This is a genomic window from Rhodococcus sp. PAE-6, from assembly GCF_025290685.1.
Lineage (GTDB): Bacteria > Actinomycetota > Actinomycetes > Mycobacteriales > Mycobacteriaceae > Rhodococcus > Rhodococcus pyridinivorans.
Genome location: NZ_JAOCLZ010000008.1, coordinates 142552 through 166367 on the forward strand (window position 1 = coordinate 142552; position 23816 = coordinate 166367).

22 protein-coding genes and 2 riboswitches are annotated in these 23816 nt (G+C 67.9%); of the genes, 15 read left to right on the forward strand and 7 right to left on the reverse strand.

The annotated features are described in order from the left end of the window. Nucleotides 1-15: 15 nt before the first annotated feature. Nucleotides 16-669 carry a hypothetical protein gene (locus NVV99_RS16930; RefSeq protein ID WP_024101848.1) on the reverse strand — a complete coding sequence of 218 codons (654 nt, stop codon included), beginning with the start codon at nucleotides 667-669 and terminating at the stop codon, nucleotides 16-18. A 252-nt stretch (nucleotides 670-921) separates the two neighbouring features. Between NVV99_RS16930 and NVV99_RS16935 the strand changes: the two genes are divergently transcribed. The 3 genes from NVV99_RS16935 to NVV99_RS16945 all read left to right on the forward strand — a co-directional run bounded on the left by NVV99_RS16935 (nucleotide 922) and on the right by NVV99_RS16945 (nucleotide 5393). Next, entirely contained in the window at nucleotides 922-2211 is a 1290-nt protein-coding gene (locus NVV99_RS16935; protein ID WP_006552940.1) for an adenylosuccinate synthase, read from the forward strand. Nucleotides 2212-2339: 128 nt separating this feature from the next. After that, a complete protein-coding gene (locus NVV99_RS16940) occupies nucleotides 2340-3878 on the forward strand; it encodes an alkaline phosphatase (RefSeq protein WP_006552939.1) in 1539 nt (512 codons plus the stop codon). Between the two features lie 33 nt (nucleotides 3879-3911). Then, a complete protein-coding gene (locus NVV99_RS16945; protein ID WP_024101847.1) occupies nucleotides 3912-5393 on the forward strand; it encodes a PLP-dependent aminotransferase family protein in 1482 nt (493 codons plus the stop codon). A 51-nt stretch (nucleotides 5394-5444) separates the two neighbouring features. On the opposite strand, the gene NVV99_RS16950 is transcribed toward NVV99_RS16945, so the two are convergent. Together NVV99_RS16950 and NVV99_RS16955 are read right to left on the reverse strand one after the other, a co-directional pair. Further along, nucleotides 5445-6542, reverse strand: a complete 1098-nt coding sequence (locus NVV99_RS16950; RefSeq protein WP_019291085.1) for a CaiB/BaiF CoA-transferase family protein — start codon at nucleotides 6540-6542, stop codon at nucleotides 5445-5447. 106 nt (nucleotides 6543-6648) lie between these two features. Further along, nucleotides 6649-7026, reverse strand: a complete 378-nt coding sequence (locus tag NVV99_RS16955; RefSeq protein ID WP_024101846.1) for a nuclear transport factor 2 family protein — start codon at nucleotides 7024-7026, stop codon at nucleotides 6649-6651. 92 nt (nucleotides 7027-7118) lie between these two features. Here NVV99_RS16955 and NVV99_RS16960 point away from each other — a divergent pair, with 92 nt between their 5' ends. Then, nucleotides 7119-7499 (forward strand): VOC family protein, encoded by a 381-nt coding sequence (locus NVV99_RS16960; RefSeq protein WP_006552935.1) that lies wholly within the window; start codon nucleotides 7119-7121, stop codon nucleotides 7497-7499. A gap of 7 nt (nucleotides 7500-7506) precedes the next feature. Here NVV99_RS16960 and NVV99_RS16965 read toward each other — a convergent pair whose 3' ends face one another. Together NVV99_RS16965 and NVV99_RS16970 are read right to left on the reverse strand one after the other, a co-directional pair. After that, the gene (locus NVV99_RS16965) at nucleotides 7507-7935 is read right to left on the reverse strand and encodes a hypothetical protein (protein WP_016933753.1); all 429 of its coding nucleotides are present in this window, start codon (nucleotides 7933-7935) and stop codon (nucleotides 7507-7509) included. A 23-nt stretch (nucleotides 7936-7958) separates the two neighbouring features. Beyond that, nucleotides 7959-10742 carry a vitamin B12-dependent ribonucleotide reductase gene (locus NVV99_RS16970; protein ID WP_006552933.1) on the reverse strand — a complete coding sequence of 928 codons (2784 nt, stop codon included), beginning with the start codon at nucleotides 10740-10742 and terminating at the stop codon, nucleotides 7959-7961. Nucleotides 10743-10849: 107 nt separating this feature from the next. Here NVV99_RS16970 and NVV99_RS16975 point away from each other — a divergent pair, with 107 nt between their 5' ends. After that, nucleotides 10850-11332, forward strand: a complete 483-nt coding sequence (locus NVV99_RS16975; protein ID WP_006552932.1) for a DUF456 domain-containing protein — start codon at nucleotides 10850-10852, stop codon at nucleotides 11330-11332. A gap of 90 nt (nucleotides 11333-11422) precedes the next feature. On the opposite strand, the gene NVV99_RS16980 is transcribed toward NVV99_RS16975, so the two are convergent. After that, on the reverse strand, nucleotides 11423-12820 hold the full coding sequence (locus NVV99_RS16980; protein ID WP_006552931.1) for an FAD-dependent oxidoreductase: 1398 nt from the start codon (nucleotides 12818-12820) through the stop codon (nucleotides 11423-11425). Nucleotides 12821-13112: 292 nt separating this feature from the next. Here NVV99_RS16980 and NVV99_RS16985 point away from each other — a divergent pair, with 292 nt between their 5' ends. The 7 genes from NVV99_RS16985 to NVV99_RS17015 all read left to right on the forward strand — a co-directional run bounded on the left by NVV99_RS16985 (nucleotide 13113) and on the right by NVV99_RS17015 (nucleotide 19627). Further along, a complete protein-coding gene (locus tag NVV99_RS16985; protein WP_006552930.1) occupies nucleotides 13113-13559 on the forward strand; it encodes a membrane protein in 447 nt (148 codons plus the stop codon). 70 nt (nucleotides 13560-13629) lie between these two features. Further along, nucleotides 13630-14040 carry a rhodanese-like domain-containing protein gene (locus tag NVV99_RS16990; protein WP_024101845.1) on the forward strand — a complete coding sequence of 137 codons (411 nt, stop codon included), beginning with the start codon at nucleotides 13630-13632 and terminating at the stop codon, nucleotides 14038-14040. After that, nucleotides 14037-15260 (forward strand): O-succinylhomoserine sulfhydrylase, encoded by a 1224-nt coding sequence (locus NVV99_RS16995; RefSeq protein WP_006552928.1) that lies wholly within the window; start codon nucleotides 14037-14039, stop codon nucleotides 15258-15260. The genes NVV99_RS16990 and NVV99_RS16995 overlap by 4 nt, the downstream gene beginning before the upstream one ends. A 19-nt stretch (nucleotides 15261-15279) precedes the next feature. Further along, a riboswitch (cobalamin riboswitch) is annotated at nucleotides 15280-15409 on the forward strand. 87 nt (nucleotides 15410-15496) lie between these two features. Further along, complete coding sequence (locus NVV99_RS17000; RefSeq protein WP_024101844.1) at nucleotides 15497-16402, forward strand: ABC transporter substrate-binding protein; 906 nt, start codon at nucleotides 15497-15499, stop codon at nucleotides 16400-16402. Between the two features lie 107 nt (nucleotides 16403-16509). Next, nucleotides 16510-17472, forward strand: a complete 963-nt coding sequence (locus NVV99_RS17005; protein WP_228045161.1) for an iron ABC transporter permease — start codon at nucleotides 16510-16512, stop codon at nucleotides 17470-17472. A gap of 26 nt (nucleotides 17473-17498) precedes the next feature. Continuing rightward, nucleotides 17499-18281, forward strand: a complete 783-nt coding sequence (locus NVV99_RS17010) for an ABC transporter ATP-binding protein (RefSeq protein ID WP_024101842.1) — start codon at nucleotides 17499-17501, stop codon at nucleotides 18279-18281. After that, nucleotides 18281-19627: a bifunctional adenosylcobinamide kinase/adenosylcobinamide-phosphate guanylyltransferase gene (locus tag NVV99_RS17015; protein ID WP_024101841.1), complete on the forward strand. Its 1347-nt coding sequence runs from the start codon at nucleotides 18281-18283 to the stop codon at nucleotides 19625-19627. Before NVV99_RS17010 ends, NVV99_RS17015 begins: the two co-directional genes overlap by 1 nt. A gap of 63 nt (nucleotides 19628-19690) precedes the next feature. Here NVV99_RS17015 and NVV99_RS17020 read toward each other — a convergent pair whose 3' ends face one another. Continuing rightward, entirely contained in the window at nucleotides 19691-20464 is a 774-nt protein-coding gene (locus tag NVV99_RS17020) for a sulfite exporter TauE/SafE family protein (protein ID WP_006552923.1), read from the reverse strand. Between the two features lie 149 nt (nucleotides 20465-20613). Then, nucleotides 20614-20706: riboswitch (SAM riboswitch) on the forward strand. A gap of 368 nt (nucleotides 20707-21074) precedes the next feature. On the opposite strand from NVV99_RS17020, the gene NVV99_RS17025 reads away from it, so the two are divergent. Genes NVV99_RS17025 through NVV99_RS17035 form a run of 3 tightly spaced genes read left to right on the forward strand, consistent with a single transcriptional unit; the run spans nucleotide 21075 to nucleotide 23811 of the window. After that, nucleotides 21075-22022: an amino acid ABC transporter permease gene (locus tag NVV99_RS17025; protein ID WP_041803812.1), complete on the forward strand. Its 948-nt coding sequence runs from the start codon at nucleotides 21075-21077 to the stop codon at nucleotides 22020-22022. Next, complete coding sequence (locus NVV99_RS17030) at nucleotides 22019-22801, forward strand: amino acid ABC transporter ATP-binding protein (protein ID WP_024101839.1); 783 nt, start codon at nucleotides 22019-22021, stop codon at nucleotides 22799-22801. The genes NVV99_RS17025 and NVV99_RS17030 overlap by 4 nt, the downstream gene beginning before the upstream one ends. Before the next feature lie 35 nt (nucleotides 22802-22836). Then, entirely contained in the window at nucleotides 22837-23811 is a 975-nt protein-coding gene (locus NVV99_RS17035) for an ABC transporter substrate-binding protein (RefSeq protein WP_024101838.1), read from the forward strand. Nucleotides 23812-23816 lie beyond the last annotated feature (5 nt).

Below are 23816 nucleotides of genomic sequence, written 5' to 3' on the forward strand. Positions count from 1 at the left end.
GGCTGAAGATGGGTTTCAGCGGACGAGCTTCCACTTCTTGTCGTGCCGGTAGAAGGTCGACCGCTTGAGAGCCCGGGGGTTCGCGACCCCGTCGCGGGTGACGACTGCGGCGGGGGAACCCAACTGCATGGCCCGGCCCGTCAGCCACTTGTAGCCGCCGAACCAGCGCGGCCGGTCGATCGCGGCCCGCAGACCGGGCATCGCGGGTGTGGGTTCGACGCGGATGCCGGGCACCGTGCCGGAGAACAGGCGGGTGTCATCGACGTAGGCCTCCCCGACGAGCGCATCGCCGTTCTCACCGCACAGCAGCGCACGGCCGACGAGGGCGATACCGGCGTCGTCGCGGATGAGCGGCAACGGCTTCGCGACCCCCTGCAGGGCGACGGTGGCGGCCTTCGACCCCGTCCGCAACCCGTACGCCTCCGTGGCGGGGGTTCGTGTCTCCGGGACGTACGCGACCTCCAGGTCGAGGCGTTCGGTGCGCATCAGCCGGGTGACGGTCGCGGCGAACGCCGCGTCGTTGCCTACGAGGATCAGACGAGGGTCCTCTACCGACTCGAGATGCGCGAAGACGTCCTCGAAGTCGTCCTTCTCGGGGAGGGCAGGCGCAGACAGTGCGGTCACGGGGGTCAGCGCCAACGGCAATGGCACGTCACCGCATCTGAGCACTACCGGGGTCAACGGGTCTCCTCGAGGGGTCGGGTTCGTCGGGCTCTCGGCTGCGTCCACTGTAATGGGAAGGCGGTGGGGGAGGGCGGCGGCGACCCGCCACCGCGCGCCGCAGCTCCGGCGCTTCTGCAGTCCCGTCATTCGCGCTCGTCGGAGGGTGGACTACACTGTGGTCCCGGCTGCTGCCCGGTTGGGCAGGACCCTGCAGGCGAGACCGCCCGCACGTAGACACCTGCCTGAGGAGAGCGCGACATGCCGGCAATCGTCCTGATCGGAGCCCAGTGGGGCGACGAGGGCAAGGGCAAAGCTACCGATCTACTCGGCGGACGTCTGCAGTGGGTCGTGCGCTACCAGGGCGGCAACAACGCCGGTCACACGGTCGTGCTGCCCAACGGCGACAAGTTCGCCCTGCACCTGATCCCGTCGGGCATCCTGACGCCCGGCGTCAACAACGTCATCGGCAACGGTGTCGTGGTGGATCCGGGTGTGCTGCTCACCGAGCTCGAAGGCCTCGAGAAGCGCGACGTCGACACGTCCCGTCTGCTGCTCTCGGCCGATGCGCACCTGATCATGCCGTACCACGTGGCCATCGACAAGGTCACCGAACGCTTCCTCGGCAAGAAGAAGATCGGCACCACCGGACGCGGTATCGGCCCCTGCTACCAGGACAAGATCGCCCGCGTGGGCGTGCGGGTCGCCGACGTGCTCGACGAGAAGATCCTCACCCAGAAGGTCGAGGCCGCACTGGAATTCAAGAACCAGGTCCTTGTCAAGATCTACAACCGCAAGGCGCTCGACCCGCAGCAGGTGGTCGACGAGGTCCTCACCCAGGCCGAGGGTTTCAAGCACCGCATCACCGATACGCGCCTCGAACTGAACAAGGCGCTCGAGCGCGGCGACACGATCCTCCTCGAGGGTTCGCAGGGCACGCTGCTCGATGTCGACCACGGCACCTATCCGTACGTGACGTCGTCCAACCCCACTGCCGGCGGCGCCGCTGTCGGTTCGGGTATCGGCCCGGCGAAGATCTCGACGGTGCTGGGCATCCTCAAGGCCTACACCACCCGCGTCGGCTCGGGTCCGTTCCCGACCGAGCTGTTCGACGACCACGGCGCCTACCTCGCCAAGCAGGGTGGAGAGGTCGGTGTCACCACCGGTCGCGCCCGCCGCACGGGATGGTTCGACGCCGTCATCGCCCGCTACGCGACCCGCGTCAACGGCATCACCGACTATTTCCTCACCAAGCTCGACGTGCTGTCGGGTCTCGACACCGTGCCGATCTGCGTCGGCTACGAGGTCGACGGTGTGCGTATCGACGAGATGCCGATGACGCAGACCGACGTGCACCACGCCAAGCCGATCTACGAGGAGATGCCGGGCTGGTGGGAGGACATCACCCACGCCCGCACCTTCGAGGAGCTGCCGAAGAACGCGCAGAACTACGTGCTGCGTCTCGAGGAGCTCTCCGGCGCCTACATCTCCTGCATCGGTGTGGGGCCGGGCCGCGACGAGACGATCGTCCGGCGCGACGTCATCCGCTGACGGGGTAGCTTCCGGCCCGCGCCGATTCGTCGTCGGACGGGCGCCGATCCCTCACTGCATGTTCACCGACGGTTCGCACGGACTGTGCACGCTCGTCCCGCACAGTCCGTCGGACCCCGGGGAGAACCATGTACGTGTCCCGTCGAACCCTGCTGCGCACCGTCGCGCTCGGAGCCCTCGCGGCTCCGGCGGTGGCGTGCTCGTCGGGAAGTTCCGTTGCAACGCCGAGCCTCGTCCGTGAGCGGCCGATCCTCACCCACGGTGTGGCCACCGGCGACGTGCGGGCCGACGGGGCGCTCGTGTGGGCGCGCTCGGATCGACCGGCGCGGCTCGTCGTGGAGACGGCGGCCACCGAATCCTTCACCGATCCCGTCCGGCACGTGGGTGGTCTGCTGACGCCCGAGACGGACGGAACCGGCCGACTGCGGCTGACGGGACTGCCGGCCGGCGAGCAGGTGCACTATCGTGTCGTCCTCGAAGGCGAGGACGGCGCCACGTCCGAGCCGGTGACGGGTCTGTTCCGCACCGCCCCGACCGCACCCGGCGACATCAGGCTGCAGTGGTCCGGCGACACCGCCGGTCAGGGCTTCGGTATCAATCCCGACATCGGTGGGATGACGATCTTCGACACGATGGCCCGTCGCGACCCGCACCTGTTCGTGCATTCCGGCGACGTCGTGTACGCCGACAATCCGCTGAAGGAGACCGTCGAGCTGCCGGACGGTCGGATCTGGCGCAACATCGTCACCGAGGCCAAGAGTGCTGTGGCGCAGACCCTCGACGAGTACCGCGGCCAGTACGCCTACAACCTCATGGATGAGAACTATCGGCGGTTCAACTCCTCCGTCGCGCAGATCGTGCAGTGGGACGACCACGAGACCGTCAACAACTGGTACGCGGGTGAGATCCTGGATCTCGAGCAGTACACCGAGAAGAACGTGGACGTCCTGGCGGAACGGGCTTTCCGTGCCTTCCACGAGTGGCTCCCGCTCGATCCGGCGGAGGCCGTCGACGGACGCATCCACCGGGTCGTGCGGTACGGACCGCTGCTCGACGTCTTCGTACTCGACATGCGGACCTACAAGGACGCCAACGGCACCAACGTCGGCGCGGCGGGGCAGGTGCTCGGCAGCGCGCAGACGCAGTGGCTCATCGACGAACTCACCCGTTCGACCGCCACCTGGAAGATCATCGCCGCCGACCTGCCGATCGGCCTGGTCGTACCCGACGGCGATACGGCCTTCGAAGGAATCGCGAACGGGGACAACGGCGCTCCCTCGGGCCGGGAATCGGAGATCGCGCGGGTCCTGTCGGCGGTCGAGGCACGCAGGATCACCGGCACCGTGTGGTTGACCGCCGACGTGCACTACACGGCCGCGCATCACTATTCGCCGGACCGCGCCTCGTTCACCGACTTCGACGAGTTCTGGGAGTTCGTCTCGGGACCGCTCAACGCCGGTGCTTTCGGACCCAACGAGCTGGACGGGACGTTCGGTCCCGAGGCCGTCTTCGTGCACGCGCCCCCGGCGGCGAACACCTCGCCGATGGACGGATATCAGCACTTCGGGGAGGTGTTCATCGACGGCGCGACGAAGCAGATGCGGGTGGAGTTGCTCGACTCGCGAGGGACGGTCCTGTTCCGTCAGGTGCTCGATCCACCGGCCTGATCCCGCCCGCGCGATGCGGGGCATACTGGATCGGTGATCACTCGAGCGATCGGAGCCGTGTCGCTCGTCCGCGACCTCGGGAACTGGCAGGATTCGGGGCAGTCGCATTCCCGTCGCTCCGCTCGCCCCGATCCCAGACCCGCCTACCGGGCGCTCGCGGACAGCATCCGCCTGCTCGTGCACGACGGCCGCGTCCCGCTCGGGGTCGCCCTGCCCAGCGAGCGGGAACTCGCCGCGGCGCTGTCGGTGAGCCGCACCACCGTCGCGTCCGCCTATGCGGCGCTGCGGGAAGAAGGCTATCTGCGCAGTCGGCAGGGTGCCCGCAGCACGGTCGCCGTGCCCGCTCGCCGGGGCGCGGAGAACACCGGGTCCCGGATGCCGATCGGCCCGGCGATCGATCTGAGCAACGCCTCGCTGCCCGCGCCGGCAGCGGAGATCGAAGCGGCGTATGCCGCGGCGCTGCGGTCGATGTCGACCTATCTGGACTCGCACGGCATGGAACCGATAGGGGTGTCGGTGCTGCGCGAGGTCATCGCCCGCCGCTACCGCGAGCGTGGACTGCCCACCTCGCCCGACCAGATCATGGTCACCTCCGGGGCACAGCACGCGATGCGCCTGCTGCTCGGTGTGCTCGACGACCCCGGCGACCGGGTGGTCGTCGACCACCCCACCTATCCCAATGCGCTCGAAGCGATCCGCCGCTACGGCGCGCGCCCGGTGCCGGTTCCGGTGCGCCCGGAGAACGGCCCGCACGGCGGCTGGGATCTCGACGGTGTCGCCAGTGCCGTCCGGCAGACCGCGGCGCGCACCGCCTTCCTCGTCCCCGACTTCCACAACCCCACTGGCCTGTGCCTCGACGAGGACGGCCGCGCCGAACTGGCCCGCATCATGCGCGACACGCGGACCACGCTCGTCGTCGACGAGTCGATGGTCGATCTCTGGCTCGACGCCCCGCCGCCGCCTCCCGTCGCAGCCATGCCTGCCGGCGCGTCGGTGGTGACGGTGGGTTCGACGGCGAAGTCGCTGTGGGGTGGCCTGCGGGTGGGATGGATCCGCGCCGACCGCGACACGATCGTCCGGCTGGCCGGGGCACGGACCGCGGTCGACCTGGGCACGCCTGTCATGGAACAGCTCGCGGCCGCGCATCTGCTCTCCGAAGTCGACGAACTGCTCGAACGTCGCCGCGCCGCGTTGAGGGAACGACGCCGTGCGCTGTGCGCAGCTTTGGACCGGCGGTTGCCCGACTGGGAGTACACGCCGGGCCAGGGCGGGATGTCGTTGTGGGCGCGGATGCCCGAGCCGGTGTCGACCTCGCTGGCTGCCGCCGCGCCGTCCCACGGTGTGCTGCTCTCCGCCGGTCCGCGCTTCGGTGTGCAGGGTGCGTTCGAACATTTCGTGCGTCTGCCGTACACGCAGGATGTCGAGGTCCTCGACGACGCCGTCGAGGCGATGGCCGCCGCCTACGAGCAGGTCGCCTCCGGGCGCACACCCGACGAGGCGCGGCTCGTCGTCTGATCCTGTGCGCCAGGACGATCGTCGGAGCGTCGGCGGGCTCGGGCTGCCGGATCAGACCCAGAGGGTGTCGATGTCGGTGGCCTCGGCCGCCGGACCGACGGGCTCGCCGGCGGGGGTGCGGGAGAAGCGCGGCGCCGGTGCGTGCTGCACGACGCCGTCGATCTCGATCAGCGACCCGCGTGCGACGAGATGCTCGTTCTTCTCCGCCTCGGCCCAGGTGAGGACCGGGGAGACGCAGGCATCGGTACCGAGGAAGATCTCGGTCCACTCGTCGCGGGTCTTCGACAGGAATTTGTCGGTGAAGATCTTCTTCATCTCCGCCCAGCGGGAAGTGTCGAGCTGGTGCGGCAGGTCGGCCGGATCGAGCTCGAGGCCCTGCAGCAGCAGCGCGTAGAACTGCGGCTCGATGGAACCGACGGCCATGTACTTGCCGTCCTTGGTCTCGTAGACCTCGTAGAACGGGGCGCCGGTATCGAGCATGTTGACGCCGCGCTCGTCCGACCACGCGCCGCGACCGCGGAACGCCCACATCATGTGCGAGAGAGCGAGGGCGCCGTCGACCATCGCCGCGTCCACGACCTGGCCCTTGCCGGAGGTCTGACGCTCGACGAGGGCGGACAGGATGCCGAAGACGAGGAACATCGAACCGCCACCGAAGTCGCCGACCATGTTCAGCGGCGGCACCGGACGCTCGCCCTGGCGGCCGATGGCGTGCAGGACGCCGGTGAGGGAGATGTAGTTGATGTCGTGGCCGGCGGCGTTGGCGAGCGGGCCCTCCTGGCCCCAGCCGGTCATGCGGCCGTAGACGATGCGCGGGTTGCGCTCGAGGACTACGTCCGGTCCGAGGCCGAGTCGTTCGGTGACGCCGGGACGGAAGCCCTCGATGAGGACGTCGGCGCGCTCGAGCAGGGTCAGGACCTTCTCGATGTCGGCGGGATCCTTGAGGTTGGCCTCGACGATGCGACGGTTGCGCTGAATCGGATCGCGCTGTCCCTCCGGCGGGATCTCGCCGGGGCGCTGCACGATGACGACATCGGCGCCGAGATCGGCGAGCAGGGTCGCGGCGTGTGGGCCGGGACCGAGACCCTTGAACTCGACGACGCGGACACCCGCGAGCGGACCCTTCTTCTCAACAGCTTCAGCGGACACTCGACGAACCTCGCTCCGATGTGTAGGGACTGTCGCAACGGAGAGTACCTTAGCGAGCGTTCAGAATATGGCTCCGGTTGCTGGGGTTCCGGTCGTCGGGAGTGGATCACTCCTCGTAGAGGTCGGCCTCGCTCAGTCCGGTCGCCTCGAAGGCCTCGCCGAGATCGGTGTGGCGGACGACGGTGACCACCTGGTCGTCGACCACCCGGAAGGCGATCGCCTCGTCGCGAGGACCCGGATCGGACGCCCAGGTCACCGTCTCCTCGACCACCACGATTCCGTGGTGGACGAACAGGCGGCCCGGTTGCAGCGTGACCCCTGCCGTCGTCGCCCACTCGCGCAGTTCGTCGAGTCCTTGGTCGGGATCGTCGTCGGGGGTGGGGAGCACGATGTCGTCGCTCGACAACTGCACGAGCGTGTCGATGTCGTTGCTGTTCACAGCGTCGTGCCAGGCCAGGACCGTAGCGATCTCCGAAGTACTCATGATCGAGAGCCTAGTCGCCGGATCGCCGAGGTGGGGGCGTGAATCCGCCGAATCCGCTGTCGCACTCGGGCGCTCCGGAGCACAGTGGACGTATGACGATCACCGGCCAACTCGTGAGCTTCGTCCCGAGCACCGACCTCGACGTCTCGGAGATGTTCTACGTCGACACCCTGCGCTTCCGGAAGCTCTCCCGCGACCCCTTCGCGCTCGTCCTCGACGGAGGCGGCGGCGCACCGGTCCGGGTGACCCTCGTGCAGTCGCGCGAGGAGACCGGCTACACCGTGCTGGGCTGGCGGGTATCCGATCTGGACGGCACCGTCGAACGACTGCGCGAGCACGGCGTGGAGTTCATCCGGTACAACGGCATGGACCAGGACGACCACGACGCGTGGACCGCGCCCGACGGTATGCGGGTCGCATGGTTCCGCGACCCGCACGGCAACGTCCTGTCGTTGCTCGAACACCGCACCTGACGCAGCCTCAGCTTGCGAAGGCACCCCACAGGAAGCCGGCGAACAGCACCGCGAAGCCACCCATCTCACCGACGATCAGCGCGGCCATCGCCGGACCCGTCCCGCGCACCGGATGCGCGAACTGATTCGTGGTGTCGCGCAGCGCACCGTGCACGACATAGCTCGCGATCGCGCCGACGAAGAACACCACGATCACCGCGGCCGCGGCGAGGTTCACTGCGGTGGGCCACGCGCTGAGCTCGACGAACACCGCGACCAGCAGCGTCGCGAAGGAATACATCAGGGCCGATCGGTGGGCGATGTCGACGTACGGGTGCGCGAGGTGGTCGTCGGACGTCGCCATCTGCCGGTACTTCCACACGCCGAGAGCGAGCGCAAGAAGGAAGACCGCACCCGCGGCCGTCAGTGTCAGTTCGGTGTCGACTCCCAGGACCATCCCGCCAGTATGGACGCATCACCTCAACTGCAGCCGCTGGTGTTCCCACAGGACGGGCAGGCGTGGCACGACCCGGCCCGTTGCATCTTCACTCCGCACTGCATGCAGTACGGCGCGTCCGGATTCGACGGTGACGGAGCAGCGAGACCACCCGGGGAGGACGTGCTCGCGCTGCTCGTGCTGTGCGTGCCCCGCGGCGCGGTCGCCGGCGGATCGGGCTCACGCACCGGCGGCGTGCTCGTGTACGGCGTGAGCGTGGGGGTGTCGGGCACCGAACGCTCGGCGCCGGTGAGGATGCCCAGTTCGGCGCGCTCGTCGGGTTCGAGATAGTCGATCGCCAGTCGCCGGAAGATGTAGTCGAGGATCGACGTGGCGATCCGCAGATCCGGATCGTCGGTGATCCCGGCCGGCTCGAAACGCGTACTCGTGAAGGCCCGGACGAAGGTGCGCAACGGGACCCCGTACTGCAGACCGTAACTGACCGACATCGAGAAGGCGTCCATGATGCCGGCGAGCGTCGAGCCCTGTTTGGACACGCGCAGGAACATCTCGCCGGGACGCCCGTCGTCGTACTCACCGATCGTGACGAAGCCCTTGCAGTCCGCCACCCGGAACTCGAACGTCCGAGAAGTGCGGGTGCGCGGGAGCCGCTCGCGGCGAGGCGCCGTGGACGGAGCCGCTTCTGCGACAGCAGGGCGCGACGCCGTCGACAACGGTTGTCCCAGTTTGCAGTTGTCACGGTAGATCGCAAGGGCCTTCACGCCCAGGCGCCACGCGTCGACATACATGTCGGCGATGTCGTCGACGGTCGCGGACTCGGGCAGGTTCACCGTCTTGGAGATCGCACCCGACAGGAAGGGCTGCACCGCGGCCATCATCGCGACGTGGCCGCGCGGCGAGATGACGTTGTCGCCCATGGACGTCGCGAACACCGGTGCGTGCTCGTCGCGCACGTGCGGCGCACCGGCGAGATCGTGATGCAGATCGAGGTGCGCCACGATATCGGCGACCTCCGACGGGCTGTAACCCAGACGCGACAGTGCGCGCGGCACACTGCGATTGACGATCGTGAGGCTGCCGCCGCCGACGAGCTTCTTGGTCTTCACCAACGCCAGATCCGGTTCGATCCCGGTGGTGTCGCAATCCATCGCGAGCCCGATCGTGCCGGTCGGTGCGAGCACGCTGACCTGGCTGTTGCGCACACCGTGGGCAGAGCCGTCGGCCACGGCGCGGTCCCACGCCTGTCGTGCCGCATCGAGCACGTCGGCCGGTGCGAGATCGGCGTCGATGTCATCGAGTGCGCCACGATGCTTGCCCAGCACGTCGAGCATCGGCGCGCGGTTCTCGTCGAAACCGTCGAACGGTCCGAGGCGCCTCGCCATGTCCGCCGACACGGCGTAGGCGTGACCGGTCATCAGGGCGGTGATCGCCGCAGCCGTCGCGCGTCCGGCCTCGCTGTCGTAGGGCAGGCCCGAAGCCATGAGCAGCGCACCGAGGTTGGCGTAACCGAGCCCGAGCTGCCGGAACCGCCGCGACGTCTCACCGATCCGCTCGGTGGGGTAGTCGGCGCGGCCGACGAGGATTTCCTGCGCGGTGAGCATCACCGCCACGGAGTGACGGAAACCGTCGACGTCGAAGGTGCCGTCCTCGCGCAGGAAGGTCAGCAGATTCAGGCTCGCGAGGTTGCAGGCCGAATCGTCGAGATGCATGTACTCCGAGCAGGGATTCGACGCGTTGATCCGGCCGGTCGCGGAGGCGGTGTGCCAGGCATTGATCGTCGTGTCGTACTGGATGCCCGGGTCGGCGCACTCCCAGGTGGCGGCGGCGGTGCGCTGCAACAACTCTCGCGCGCGGACAGTCCGGACCGTCTCGCCGGTCGTCACGGTACGCAGCGGCCACTCGGCGTCGGCCACCACCGCGTGCATGAACTCGTCGGTCACGCGCACCGAGTTGTTCGCGTTCTGGTACTGCACCGAATGGATGTCGGTGCCGTCGAGACCCATGTCGAAACCGGCCTCGGCGAGCACCCGCGCCTTGCGTTCCTCGATCGCCTTGCAGTCGACGAACTCCTCGATGTCGGGATGGTCGACGTCGAGGATCACCATCTTCGCGGCCCGCCGGGTCTTGCCGCCGGACTTGATGGTGCCGGCGGAGGCGTCGGCGCCGCGCATGAAGCTGACCGGCCCCGATGCGCTTCCGCCACCGGTCAGCGGTTCGGCCGACGAGCGGATCCGGGAGAGGTTCACCCCGGCGCCCGACCCGCCCTTGAAGATCACCGCTTCCTGCCGGTACCACTCGAGGATCGAGTCGATGCTGTCGTCGACCGACAGAATGAAACACGCGCTGGCCTGCTGCGGAGTGTTCGGCACCCCGATGTTGAACCAGACGGGACTGTTGAACGAGGCCCGCTGGTGGATCAGCAGATAGGTCAGCTCGGCGGCGAACGCCTCCGGATCGTCGAGATGACCGTCGGTGTGCCCCCACGCCGTGATCGTGTCGACGATGCGCGCGATCACGTCGCGCAACGAGTGCTCACGATCCGGGTGTCCGAGCTGCCCGCGGAAGTACTTCTGCGTGACGATGTCGGTGGCGTTCTGCGACCAGAAGGCAGGAAACTCCACATCGGTTTGCTCGAAGACGACACGACCGGTGCCGTGGTGGACGATCCGCGCGTCGCGGCGCTGCCACTCCACCGCCTCGGCGGGATCGACACCGGGCGTCGTGAAGTACCGGACGTCGCCGCGCACCGCGGCGGCTGCGGCGTCCGATGCACTCTTCGGGCTGCTGTGAGGCCTGGTACTGCTCATCGCGTCCTCCCGGGGGCGTGGACCGGTGGCACATATAGTCCCACCATGCTGCCACCGCGTCCCGGTACTCCGCTGTCTTCCGCCCGCTCGACCCGCCCGGTGGCGCCGTGAGTGCCGGCGGCGAACTGCTCGTCGGGCTGGCGATCCTCGTCGGCCTGCTCGGGATCGTGCTGCCGGTCCTGCCCGGCGTCCTGCTGATCTTCGGCGCGATCGCCGTATGGGCGTTCCTCACGGGAGGCACCACCGCATGGATCGTGCTGGGCGTCGCGGCGGTGGCGCTGCTGGTCACCGGCATCGTGAAGTACACCTGGCCCGGCAAGCGACTGCAGCAGGCCGGGGTGCCGAACCGCTCGTTGATCCTCGCCGGTCTGCTCGGCATCGTCGGGTTCTTCGTCGTCCCCGTCGTCGGGCTGTTCCTGGGCTTCCTGCTCGGCATGTACCTGTCGGAGGTGCAGCGGCATCGCACCCACCGCGACGCGTGGGTCTCGACGGTCGCGGCGACCAAGGCGGTCGCGTTGTCGATCCTCGTCGAACTGTTCGGCGGACTCGTCGCGGCGTCGGTGTGGCTGGGCGCCGTCCTGTTCACCTGAGCGCACCCGGAAAGCCGAGCAGACCCGAAAGCGAGGAGAGACCCATCCGCGCGGATGGGTCCCTCGTCGTTCGTGCAGTTCAGGCTGCTGTCACGCCTTGTGCGGCTCGCTCGCGCGGAACATGTCCTCGCGCTCGACGACCTTCACGCGCTCGCGGCCCTCGGCCTCACCGAGGCTGCGCTCGTGCGCATCGAGGCGGTACCAGCCCTGCCAGGTGGTGTACGGCAGCTGCTTGTCCTCGAGGAACTTCACGATCGCGTCCTCGGACGGATCCTCGGGGGTGTTCAGACGGCCGGCGGCCCGGTCCTCGAGCAGGTTCGCGACGGTCTCGTTCGCGTCGCCCTTGGTGTGGCCGATCAGGCCGACGGGGCCGCGCTTGATCCAGCCGGTGACGTAGGTGTGCGGCATGAACCGGTCGGGACCCTCGGCGCTTTCGTCGGCGAGCACACGTCCGGCCTCGTTCGGCACGGTGCCGGCCTGCTCGTCGAAGGGCAGCTTGGCGATGTTCTGCGAGAGGTAGCCGACCGCGCGGTAGACGGCCTGGACCTCCCAGTCGTTGAACTTGCCGGTGCCGCGCACGTTGCCGGTGCCGTCGAGCTCGGTGCGCTCGGTGCGCAGACCGACGACCTTGCCGTCCTCGCCGAGGATCTCGTGCGGGGACTCGAAGAAGTGCAGGAACAGCTTGTGCGGACGGTTGCCCACATCGCGGATCGCCCAGTCCTGCAGGGTGTTGGCGACCATGTCGACCTGCTTGGAGTTGCGCCGTGCCTGCTCGGAGCCCTCGTCGTAGTCGATGTCCTCGGGGTCGACGATGACCTCGATGGTCGGGGAGTGGTCGAGTTCGCGCAGCTCGAGCGGCGTGAACTTGGCCTGCGCCGGACCACGGCGACCGAAGACGTGCACCTCGACGGCCTTGTTGTTCTTCAGACCCTCGTAGACGTTCGGCGGAATCTCCGTCGGCAGCAGCTCGTCGCCGGTCTTGGCGAGCACGCGGGCGACGTCGAGCGCGACGTTGCCGACACCGAGGACGGCGACCTTCTCCGCCTCGAGCGGCCAGGTGCGCGGCACGTCGGGGTGACCGTCGTACCAGGACACGAAGTCGGCGGCGCCGTAGCTGCCGTCGAGATCGATGCCGGGGATGTTCAGCGCGCGGTCCGCGTTCGCGCCGGTCGAGAAGATCACCGCATCGTAGAAACGCTGCAGGTCGTCGAGGTTGAAGTCGCTGCCGTAGTCGAGATTGCCGAGCAGGCGGATCTGCGGCTTGTCGAGCACCTTGTGCAGGGCGGTGATGATGCCCTTGATGCGCGGGTGGTCGGGCGCGACACCGTAGCGGATCAGACCGAACGGCGCCGGCATGCGCTCGAACAGGTCGATGCTGACCCCGGGATCCTGCGCAGTGTCGGACTTCATGAGTGCGTCGGCGGCGTAGATACCGGCAGGGCCGGCACCGACGATCGCGACGCGAAGGGGACGAGTCTGATCGGTCATCAGGGGATCAACTACCTCTTCGGTGTGCGGACGGACATATCCAGCTTAAATTAAGGCTGCCCTCAGTGGGCTCGGCGCAGGTCGCGCGGGGATGACGGCGAAGGAGGATGAATCGAGCCGTCGAGCGAATCGCTTCAGCGACAACACATGTGGGCACCCATACGACACAGGTCGACGGCGAGGCGTCGAACGAGCTGCGTGGTGGCCATGCGACAATTCCTACCTCGAGAGGGTTTTTAGGGCAAATGCGGTCGTGACGGGCTGCGACCTCGCGCCCACTAGGATCGGGCGCATGGCCAAGCGCGGAGCCCCCGAACCCGAACCCGATCCCGGCCCGGATCCCGACGGTCCCACCAGTAGCAGCATAGGGCCTTTCCTCGGAGCCCTCGCGGTCCTGGTGGTGCTCGTCCTCGTCGTCTTCGGCGCCCAGCTCTTCTCCCCGGCGGGCGACGACCTCACCGAGGACGAGATGGTGCGCCGCGCCGTCACCGACTACGTCTCCGCGCACAACGAGAACGACGGACCGATCCTCGACCGGCTGCGGTGCAGCGATCTGCCCGCCGAGGAAGCACCGCTCGCGGACGTCGAGGGACGCGTGGAGCTGCAGGCCACGCAGAACATCGCCGTGGACGGCGATCGGGCCACCGTCGACGTCCGGACCGGCCTCGACGGGGAGACGCAGACCGAGACGTGGCAGGTCGTCCGCATCGACGACGTGTGGCGGATCTGCCGGTTCTGACGTGTCGCCGTGCGTATACGAAGCGGTGCCCGCGTGTACGTCACAGTCCGACCTGTGAAAATATGTCCCGGTGAGCTACGCAGGTGATATAACGCCGCAGCAGGCATGGGACCTGCTGCAAGGTGATCCGGATGCCGTGCTCGTCGATGTGCGTACCGAAGCCGAGTGGAAATACGTCGGGGTCCCCGAGACCTCGTCGCTCGGTCGCCGGACCGTGTTCGTCGAGTGGGTTCGTTACCCCGACGGCGCCCCCAACCCGAACTTCGTCGAGGATCTGAGGGCAGCGGGTATCGGCGGCGGACCGGTGATCTTCCTGTGTCGCTCGGGGCAGCGCTCCATCGGAGCGGCCACGGCCGCCACCGCTGCGGGCCTGACCCCCGCCTACAACGTTCTCGAAGGATTCGAAGGCGCTCTCGACGGCGAAAGCCATCGCGGTGCCGAGGGCTGGCGGGCTGCAGGCCTGCCGTGGAGGCAGTCGTGAGTTCCATCCCCCAGGGCGGCGCGTTCGACAAGGCGCTGCCCGCCACCGTTCGCCCCGCCACGCTCGGCGTGCGCGGCGGCACCCTCCGATCCGGTTTCGAGGAGACCTCCGAGGCCCTTTACCTCAACTCCGGGTTCGTCTACGAGTCGGCCGAGGCCGCCGAGGCCGCTTTCACCGGCGACGTCGACCATTTCGTCTACTCCCGCTACGGCAACCCCACGGTGAAGATGTTCGAGGAGCGCCTGCGCCTGCTCGACGGTGCCGAGGGGGCGTACGCCACCGCGTCCGGCATGTCCGCGGTGTTCACCGCGCTCGCCGCGTTGCTCGGCAAGGGCGACCGTCTCGTCGCGGCACGCAGCCTCTTCGGTTCGTGCTTCGTCGTGTGCAACGAGATTCTGCCCCGCTGGGGCGTGGAGACGGTGTTCGTCGACGGCGAGGATCTCGACCAGTGGGAGAAGGCACTGTCGGTGCCCACCACCGCGGTCTTCTTCGAGACCCCCTCGAACCCCATGCAGACCCTCGTCGACGTGCGTCGCGTCTCCGAGATGGCGCATGCGGCGGGCGCGAAGGTGGTGCTGGACAACGTCTTCGCCACCCCGCTGCTGCAGCGCAGCCTCGATCTCGGTGCCGACATCGTCGTCTACTCCGGCACCAAACACATCGACGGTCAGGGCCGCGTGCTCGGCGGAGCGATCCTCGGACCCGCCGACTACATCGACGGGCCGGTGCAGAAGCTCATCCGCCACACCGGGCCGTCGCTGAGCCCGTTCAACGCGTGGACGCTGCTCAAGGGTCTCGAGACCATGCCGGTGCGGTTGCGCGCCTCGGTCGATTCGGCGCTGCGCATCGCGCAGTTCCTCGAATCGCAGGATGCGGTGCGCTGGGTCAAGTACCCGTATCTCGAGTCGCACCCGCAGTACGAACTCGCGAAGTCGCAGATGAGTGGCGGTGGCACGATCATCACGTTGGAGCTCGACGCCCCCGAGGGCGAGGGCAAGAAGCGTGCCTTCGAGCTGCTGAACAAGCTGCGCATCGTCGACATCTCGAACAATCTCGGCGACTCCAAGTCGCTCATCACCCACCCGGCGACCACCACCCACCGGGCGATGGGACCGGAGGGCCGGGCCGCGATCGGTTTGTCCGACGGCGTGGTGCGACTGTCCGTGGGCCTCGAGGATCCCGAGGATCTGCTCGAGGATCTCCAGCAGGCGCTGTCCTGACCTGGGACGCCGTGAGCTACGCTGCGGGTGTCCTGCCGATCCGGTAGGGCACCCGCTGCGTTTTCGGTGAAGCCGGTGAGATTCCGGCGCTGTCCCGCAACTGTAAGTCCCGATACGGGGTGAGCCAGGTCGGCCGGCGCGGAGGGTCCGTACGTACTGGTCCTCGGACGAAGGACGGTGGCGTGCCGCAACCGCCTGTTGCAGCCGTGCTGTTTTCGTCCTCCGAACAACGGAGGATGGCTGTGCCACTCGACAACCACCGACGGCTGCTCGCCGCCGGACTGACCGCTTTCGCGCTCCTCGCCGCAGGGTGCTCGAGCAGCGACGATTCGTCACCGTCCGGTGACACCGACACCACCTCCGCGGACGTCCCGCAGGCCATCGTGTCGCTGAGCCCCACCAGCACGGAGATGCTCTACGCCGTCGGTGCCGGCGACCAGGTGGTCGCGGTCGACGACCGATCCGATTATCCGGCCGACGCGCCCGTCACCGATCTGTCGGGGTACACCCCCAACGTCGAGGCGATCCTCGGTTACGAACCCGACCTGGTCGTCGCCAACGCCGATACCGCCGATCTCGTTGCGGGACTCGAACAGGCCGGTGTCGAGACGCTGATCCTTCCCGCGGCCGAGAACCTGGACGACACCTACGCCCAGATCGAGCAGCTGGGAGCCGTCACCGGACACGTCGGCGACGCCGCCGAACTCGTGGCGCAGATGAAGACGGACATCGACGAGATTCTCGCCGGCCTCCCCGAACGGGAGACCCCGCTGACCTACTACCACGAGCTCGACAACACCTTCTACACCGTCACCGACGACACCTACATCGGCGAGATCTACTCGATGCTGGGGCTGACCTCGATCGCGACCGGCGGCGACGGCTACCCGCAGCTGTCCGCCGAGTACGTCCTCGAACAGAACCCCGACGTGATCTTCCTGGCCGACGGCCAGTGCTGCGGCGTCACGCCCGAGGTCGTCGCGGAACGTGCCGGATGGGGCGAGCTCACCGCTGTCCGGGACGGCCAGGTCTACGTCCTCGACGAGGACATCGCCAGTCGCTGGGGGCCGCGCGTCGTGGACCTGATGCGTGAGGTCGCCCGGATCGTCGGCACCATCCCCGCGGTCCAGCCCACGCCTTGATCTCCGTGTCGCGAGGCAACACCCGCGCACTGCCACCCGGTGGTGCGCGGGTACCGCCGCGCAACGTGCTCGTGCTGACCGGCGCCGTGCTCGCCCTGTTCGCCGCGATGCTGGTCGGGATCCTCGTCGGGCCCGCCGGTCTCACCCCGGGCGGGGTGCTGCTCGACATCGCCGACCGCCTGCCGCTCGTCGACGTCGACTCCGGGTTGAGCACGCGTCAGCAGGCGATCCTGTGGAACATCCGGATGCCGCGCGTCGTGCTCGGGGTGCTGGTCGGTGCGATGCTGGCCATCGCCGGTGCGGCCTACCAAGGGGTCTTCCGCAATCCGCTCGCCGATCCCTATCTGCTCGGGGTCTCCAGCGGCGCCGGTCTCGGTGCCACCCTCGCCATCGTCGTGGGCGGCGCGGCCGGGTTCGCCGGTGTCCCGATCGCGGCCTTCGCCGGGGGCCTGCTCGCCGTCGGCGCGACGTATTCGCTCGGCCGCACCGTCGGCGGCAGCCGCTCGGAAGTCGTCATCATCCTCGCCGGTGTCGCCGTCGCGGCCTTCGCCAACGCGATCCAGACGTTCTTCATGCAGCTGCACGACGACACCCTGCGGCAGGTGTACTCGTGGATGCTCGGCCGCCTGTCCACCGACGGTTGGTCCGACGTCGTCGTGGTCCTGCCGTACGTCGTGGTCACCGTCGCGATCATCGCGCTGCATCGGCGCACACTCGATGTCATGGCGGTCGGCGACGTCGAAGCCGCGAGCCTCGGGATCAACCCGGCGCGCGTGCGGCTGCTGCTCGTCTGCGTCGCGACCCTCGGAACCGCGGCCGTCGTCTCGGCGAGCGGTCTCATCGGGTTCGTCGGCATCGTCGTCCCCCACGCGGTCCGGCTGCTCGCCGGACCCGGCCACCGTCTCCTGCTGCCGCTGTCGCTGCTGGTGGGTGCGTCCTTCCTCGTCCTCGCGGACGTCCTGGCCCGCACCGTCATGTCGCCCGCCGAACTGCCGATCGGTGTCGTCACCGCGGCGATCGGGGCGCCCTTCTTCCTCGTCGTGCTCAGACGGAGCCGAGGTGTCCGATGAAGAGCGATGTTCTCACCACCCCGACCATGACGGTGTCGTGCCGGCAGCTCAGCGCCGAACGCGGTGGCGTCGAGGTGCTGCACGGGATCGACCTGAACGTCACCGCCGGCTCCTGGCTATCGCTGGTCGGGCCCAACGGGTCGGGCAAGACCACCCTGCTGCACGTCCTCGCCGGTCTCGTGCCGGCCACCGGTCACCTGCAGGTCGCCGACATCGTGCCGGGGCGCGCCGGACGTCGGGACATGGCACGCGCGGTCGCGCTGATGCCGCAACGCCCCGTGGTGCCGGAAGGTGTCACCGTCAGGGAACTGATCCATCTCGGCCGCACCCCGCACATCCCGCGCTTCGGATCCGAGACCGCGCACGACCGCGAGGTGGTGGACCGGATCGTAGAACGGCTCGAGCTCGAAGCGTTCGCACCGCGACTCGCGACCGAACTGTCCGGCGGTGAGCTGCAGCGCGTCGTGCTCGCACGCGCTCTCGCCCAGCAACCGCGGGTGCTGCTCCTCGACGAACCCACCAGCGCACTCGACATCGGACACCAGCAGCAGGTACTCGAACTCGTCGATTCGATGCGCACCGAAGGCGACCTCACCGTCATCGCCGCGATGCACGACCTGACCTCCGCCGCCCAATACGGGGAACGGCTCGTACTGCTCGATCGCGGGCACGTCGTCGCCGACGGAGCGCCCGACGACGTCCTCACCGCCGAACGCATCGCGCAGGTCTACGGCGCCCGCGTCGAGATCCTCGACCGTCCGGCGGGTCGCGCCGTCCTCCCGCTCCGCGACAGCACGAAGGACCGCTGATGGAGGTCGTGCTCCTGGGAACCGGCGCGGCGGACGGGTGGCCGAACCCGTTCTGCACGTGTGCATCCTGCGCGGATGCCGCCCGTCGCGGCGAGATCCGCGGGCAGACCGCGGCACTCGTCGACGATGTGCTGATGCTCGACTGCGGTCCGGAGGCGCCCCGCGCGGCCGTGCGGCACGGCAGGTCGCTGGCGCAGGTGCGGCATATTCTCCTGACCCACGCCCATGCAGACCATCTGGGCCCGCAGGCATTGTTGTTCCGGTCGTGGGTGGCCGCCGGCGTCGAACTCGATGTGATAGGTCCCGCCGACGCGCTCGACACCTGTAGACCCTGGGTGGCTCCCGACGCGCCGGTGCGTTTCGTGCCGGTCGAGCCGGGGGACTCGCTCACCGTCGGCGACTACTCCGTGCGCGTTCTTCCCGCACGGCACAGGGTCTTCCGCGACGGCGACGCGGTGCTGTACGACCTGTCGGGCCCCGGCGGGTCGCGGTTGCTGTGGGCGTGCGACACCGGGATGTGGCTCGCCGAGTGGTTCGAGGCCGTGCGCGACGCCCGGTTCGACGCGGTATTCCTCGAGGAAACCTTCGGCGACCGTTCCGAACTGTCCGAGGGTCACCTCGGCCTGCCCGAGTTCGGCGCGATGGTGGATGGTCTGCGCGGTGTCGGTGCCGTCACCGAGAACACCGAGGTGGTCGCAGTGCATCTGGGTCACCACAATCCGCCCATCGACGAACTGCGGAATCGTCTGCAGCAGGTGGATGCTCGTCCCGGTCGTGACGGTGAGGTGGTCCACGTGGGTGAAGGGACTCCGGTCGTGCCGCATCGGACGCTGGTTCTCGGGGGAGTGCGGTCGGGCAAGTCGCGGCACGCCGAGGAACTACTCGCGTCCTGCCCGTCCGTCACCTACGTCGCCACCGGCGGGACACGAGAGGGTGACGCGGAGTGGGCGGAACGTGTTGCACTGCACCGGGAAAGACGTCCCGGTTCATGGTCGACGGTGGAGACGGTCGATGTCGCCGAGGTGCTGTGCACCGCTACGGAACCGCTGCTGATCGATTGTCTCGGAACGTGGTTGACGGCACGGCTCGATATCCACGGTGTCTGGGATGGTGGCGACCTCGACCCTGTCCACTGGGATGTGGACGAGTTGATCGCGGCGTGGCGGAAGTGTGCGGTGCCGGTGGTCGCCGTGAGCAACGAGGTCGGTAGCGGAGTGGTGCCCGCGACCTCTTCGGGCCGATTGTTCCGCGACATGCTCGGCCGGCTCAATGCGCGGGTCGCGGAGGCCAGTGAGTCGGCAACTCTCGTGGTGGCGGGGATTCCCATTTCTCTGAAATCGGATTGATACCTGTTCTTCTCGTAACGCTGCGGACAACCCCGGCAGAGGTGAATTCCGGAAAGTGGTGCGTCAGGCGAGCAGTCGGTAAAGACCGATCAGCCCCACCACGACGATCACCGCCCGCAGCGCGACCGGCGACAGGCGTCGGCCGTAGTGCGAGCCGAGATAGCCACCGATCAAAGAACCCACCGCGATCAGTGCGGCCACGGTCCAGTCGATCCGGTCGAACGCCACCAGGATGTACGCGCACGCGGCCACGACGTTCACCACCAGCGACAGCAGATTCTTCACCGCGTTCTGTCGCTGGATGTGGTCGTGCAGCAACGCTCCGAACAAACCCATGAGCAGAATGCCCTGCGCCGCCGTGAAATAGCCGCCGTAGATGCCGACGGCGAAGGTGCCGACGACGAGCAGTGTCATCCGCACCGGTCCGAGGTGGCCGTCGGCGTCGCCGCCGGTTCTGCGGGCCACCCACGCCTGGATCTTCGGCTGGAACACGACGAGGGTAAGGGCCAGGAGGAGCAGGATGGGTACGACCGTCTCGAAGACGGTCTCAGGCAGGTGGAGCAGGAGCCACGCTCCTACCAGTGCCCCGCAGAACGACGCCGGGATCTGCCATCGCAGCCGCTCCCATTGCCCGCGCAGCTCGCGCCGATACCCCCAGGTGCCTGATACACCTCCAGCGACCAGGCCGATCGCGTTGGACATCGTCGCGGTCACCGGGGGCACACCGAACGCGACGAGCGTCGGGAAGGTGATGAGAGTGCCGGATCCGACGAGGGAGTTGATCGCTCCGGCGCCCAGTCCGGCCAATGCGACGAGGAAGAGTTCGAGCGGGGTCACCGAGGCGAGTCTACGGCGTACCGAAACCGGCCTTGTCGTCGATGCCGGGGCACCGCGTCGACATCGACATCGGTCTCGACGAGGAACGGATTTCCGTCACAGTGAGAGAAAGCCTTTCCGCGGCGTGCCGCACTCCGTAGCTTGAAGCGCGACCATCCAGAGCGACCGAGAGACCTGGCTCTACGACGTCGCAGCAACCCCCCGTACGCGGGTGCGGGTGCTACCGCCGGGATCGATGGAGGAACGAGCATGACCCGCTGGACCGAGCGCGCCTCGTGGTGCCGCCTGCACATCGACCTGTGCCGCGGTACTTCGCAGCGGTGTCACGGCGGTACTCCGCAGCGGTGTCACGGCGGTACTCCGCACCGGTGTCACGGCGGTACTCCGCACCGGTGTCATAGCGGTACTTCGCACCGGTGTCGTCGCTGAGCCGAACCGCTCGCCGAACCTCCCGTCGTTCTTCGCCGCGTGAGTCCCGGCCCGTCCACAGGGGGACGGGCCGGGACCCACGTCTGCACCCTCGCTTTCCCACACCCCGCATTCCCGAAAGGCCCATTCCGATGGCTCCCGCCCACAGGACGTCGCCGTGAGCACGTCCACCGATCTCCGCATTCCCGACGCCCCCGCCGACCACACCGACGACGAGAACCTGGTCGTCGCCCGGAAATGGCATCCGTGGCGCTGGGTGATCAGCGCCGCCGTGTTGATCCTCGTTGCCCAGTTCGTGCACGGCCTGGCCATCAACCCCGGCTGGGACTGGGCGACCTTCGCGCAGTACTTCACCGCATCGTCCGTGCTCTCCGCACTGTGGATGACGATCGAGTTGACGCTGTGGGGCACGGTCCTAGGCTTCGCGCTCGGTGTGCTCCTCGCGATCGGGCGGTTGTCGAACAATCCTGTTCTGCAGGTGGTCTCGTGGACGTACATCTGGGCGTTCCGATCGATCCCTCTCATCGTCCAGTTGCTGTTCTGGTTCAACATCGCCTACCTGTACAAGACGTTGTCGATCGGCATCCCCTTCGGCCCGGCCTTCTTCGAGTTCGGTGTCGCCGGGGTGATCTCCGGCTTCACCGCCGCTGTCATCGGTCTGGCGCTCCACCAAGCGGCCTACTCCGCCGAGATCATCCGCGCCGGCATCATCTCCGTCGACCACGGCCAGATCGAGGCGGCCAACGCGCTCGGCATCCCGCGTTACCGGCAGTTCGTGAAGATCGTTCTCCCGCAGGCCATGCGGGCGATCCTCCCAAACGCCGCCAACGAGGTGATCAGCCTGTTCAAAGGCACGTCGATCGTCTCCACCATGGCCATCGCCGAACTCTTCTACCAGGTACAGGTGATCTTCGGCCGCACCGGACGCGTCGTTCCGATGCTCATGGTCGCGACCGTTTGGTACATCATCCTCACCACGATCCTGTCGATCGGGCAGTACTACGTCGAACGGCACTACGCCCGCGGTTCGGCACGCGCACTACCGCTCACCCCGTGGCAACGTGTGGTCGCGAAATACCGCGAGATCCGCGACAGCGGCATCGGTGCACCACGGGGAGCGACGAAATGACCGCCACCCGGGACGACGTCGACCACGTCGTCGACGTGCGCGGAGTCCACAAGTCGTTCGGCACGCTCGAAGTCCTGAAAGGCATCGACTTGCAACTCCGCAAGGGCACGGTCACCGTGATCCTCGGTCCGTCCGGATCCGGGAAATCCACCCTCCTGCGCACCCTCAACCACCTCGAGAAGGTCGACCGCGGCACCGTCCGTATCGACGGCGAGCTGATCGGCTACAAGCGTCGCGGGAACAAGCTGCACGAGTTGCGTGCCCGTGACATCCTCCGTCAACGCTCCCGCATCGGCTTCGTCTTCCAGAACTTCAACCTCTTCCCGCACCTGACCGCCCTCGAGAACGTCGTCGAGGCACCGGTGTCGGCGCAGGGACGCGACCGCACGGAGGTCGAGTCGGAGGCTCGTGCCCTGCTCGACCGCGTCGGCGTGGGCGACAAGCTGCACGACTATCCGAAACAGTTGTCCGGCGGTCAGCAGCAGCGCGTCGCGATCGCGCGGGCCCTGGCCCTGCGACCCGCAGTGATCCTGTTCGACGAGCCCACTTCGGCGCTCGACCCCGAACTCGTCGGTGAGGTGCTCGCCGTCATCCGCGACCTCGCCGGCGACGGCGCGACCCTCGTGATCGTCACACACGAGATCGGTTTCGCCCGTGAGGTCGCCGACACCGTCGTCTTCATGGACGGCGGCGTCATCGTCGAACAGGGACCACCCCACGAGGTCCTCGACAATCCGCAGCAGGAACGCACCGCGTCGTTCCTGTCGCGCGTTCTCTGATTCCCCTCCCCACCACAGCACTCGAGAAGGTAACGATGTTCGCTTCCTCCCGCCGGGTCCGCCTGTTGACCTCGGCCCTGACCGCCGTCGCTCTCCTGGGCGTCGCGGTCTGCGGCTCCGACGCAGATGCCGGCACCGACACCGATGCCGCGACGACGGCCGGTTACAACCTCACCGCGGACCAGAACCGCATCACCACCGACCCGGTCGAGGAGATCGCCGCGAAGGTTCCTCAGGAGATCCGCGACCGCGGCACGCTGGTCGTCACCGGATCCGCCGGTACCGCACCGCCGCTGCGTTTCTACGCCGACGACGACACGACGATCATCGGATCCGAGACCGACTTCGCTCATCTCATCGGGAACGTGCTCGACCTGGACATCGAACTCACCGCCGCCGACTGGGCGCAGAACTTCGTCCGCGTCGACTCCGGTGAGGCGGACGTGTTCATCTCGAACGTCACCGTCACCGAGGAACGCAAGGAGAAGTACGACTTCGCCACCTACCGCCTCGACAGCCTCGCCGTCGAGGTCGGCAAGGACAGCGGCATCACCTTCGACGGACCCGAGGACATCGCCGGCCTGACGATCGGTGTCGGCTCCGGAACCAACCAGGAGTCGCTGCTCGTCGAATGGAACGAGCAGAACGTCGCCGCCGGGCTCGAACCCGCCGAGATCCTCTACTACCAGAACGCCGTCGACTACTACCTCGCGCTCGGCTCCGGACGCATCGACGCGTACGTCGGACCGAACCCGACCTCGGCGTTCCACGTCCTGCAGGCAGGTGAGACGGAGATCGCCGGCACGTTCTCGGGCGCGGGCCTCGACCTGCAGGGCGAGATCGCGGTGCTCACGAAGAAGGACAACGGACTGATCCAGGCGATCAACGAGGCGATCAACCACATCATCGAGAACGGCACCTATGCAGAGGTTCTCGAACGATGGGGCATCAGCAACGAGGCGATCGAGGTCTCACGCATCAACCCGCCCGGACTCCCCAAGACCGCCTAGGCCGG

Bases quoted from the DNA above. Each gene is read 5' to 3' on its own strand.
- NVV99_RS17010 (WP_024101842.1), top strand. From the start codon at position 17,499: ATGACGGTGTCGTGCCGGCAGCTCAGCGCCGAACGCGGTGGCGTCGAG.
- NVV99_RS16985 (WP_006552930.1), top strand. From the start codon at position 13,113: ATGGCCAAGCGCGGAGCCCCCGAACCCGAACCCGATCCCGGCCCGGAT.
- NVV99_RS16980 (WP_006552931.1), bottom strand. From the start codon at position 12,820: ATGACCGATCAGACTCGTCCCCTTCGCGTCGCGATCGTCGGTGCCGGC.
- NVV99_RS16965 (WP_016933753.1), bottom strand. From the start codon at position 7,935: ATGGTCCTGGGAGTCGACACCGAACTGACACTGACGGCCGCGGGTGCG.
- NVV99_RS16960 (WP_006552935.1), top strand. From the start codon at position 7,119: ATGACGATCACCGGCCAACTCGTGAGCTTCGTCCCGAGCACCGACCTC.
- NVV99_RS17030 (WP_024101839.1), top strand. From the start codon at position 22,019: ATGACCGCCACCCGGGACGACGTCGACCACGTCGTCGACGTGCGCGGA.
- NVV99_RS17005 (WP_228045161.1), top strand. From the start codon at position 16,510: ATGCTGGTCGGGATCCTCGTCGGGCCCGCCGGTCTCACCCCGGGCGGG.
- NVV99_RS17000 (WP_024101844.1), top strand. From the start codon at position 15,497: ATGGCTGTGCCACTCGACAACCACCGACGGCTGCTCGCCGCCGGACTG.
- NVV99_RS17015 (WP_024101841.1), top strand. From the start codon at position 18,281: ATGGAGGTCGTGCTCCTGGGAACCGGCGCGGCGGACGGGTGGCCGAAC.
- NVV99_RS16940 (WP_006552939.1), top strand. From the start codon at position 2,340: ATGTACGTGTCCCGTCGAACCCTGCTGCGCACCGTCGCGCTCGGAGCC.
- NVV99_RS16970 (WP_006552933.1), bottom strand. From the start codon at position 10,742: ATGAGCAGTACCAGGCCTCACAGCAGCCCGAAGAGTGCATCGGACGCC.
- NVV99_RS16955 (WP_024101846.1), bottom strand. From the start codon at position 7,026: ATGAGTACTTCGGAGATCGCTACGGTCCTGGCCTGGCACGACGCTGTG.
- NVV99_RS17035 (WP_024101838.1), top strand. From the start codon at position 22,837: ATGTTCGCTTCCTCCCGCCGGGTCCGCCTGTTGACCTCGGCCCTGACC.
- NVV99_RS16935 (WP_006552940.1), top strand. From the start codon at position 922: ATGCCGGCAATCGTCCTGATCGGAGCCCAGTGGGGCGACGAGGGCAAG.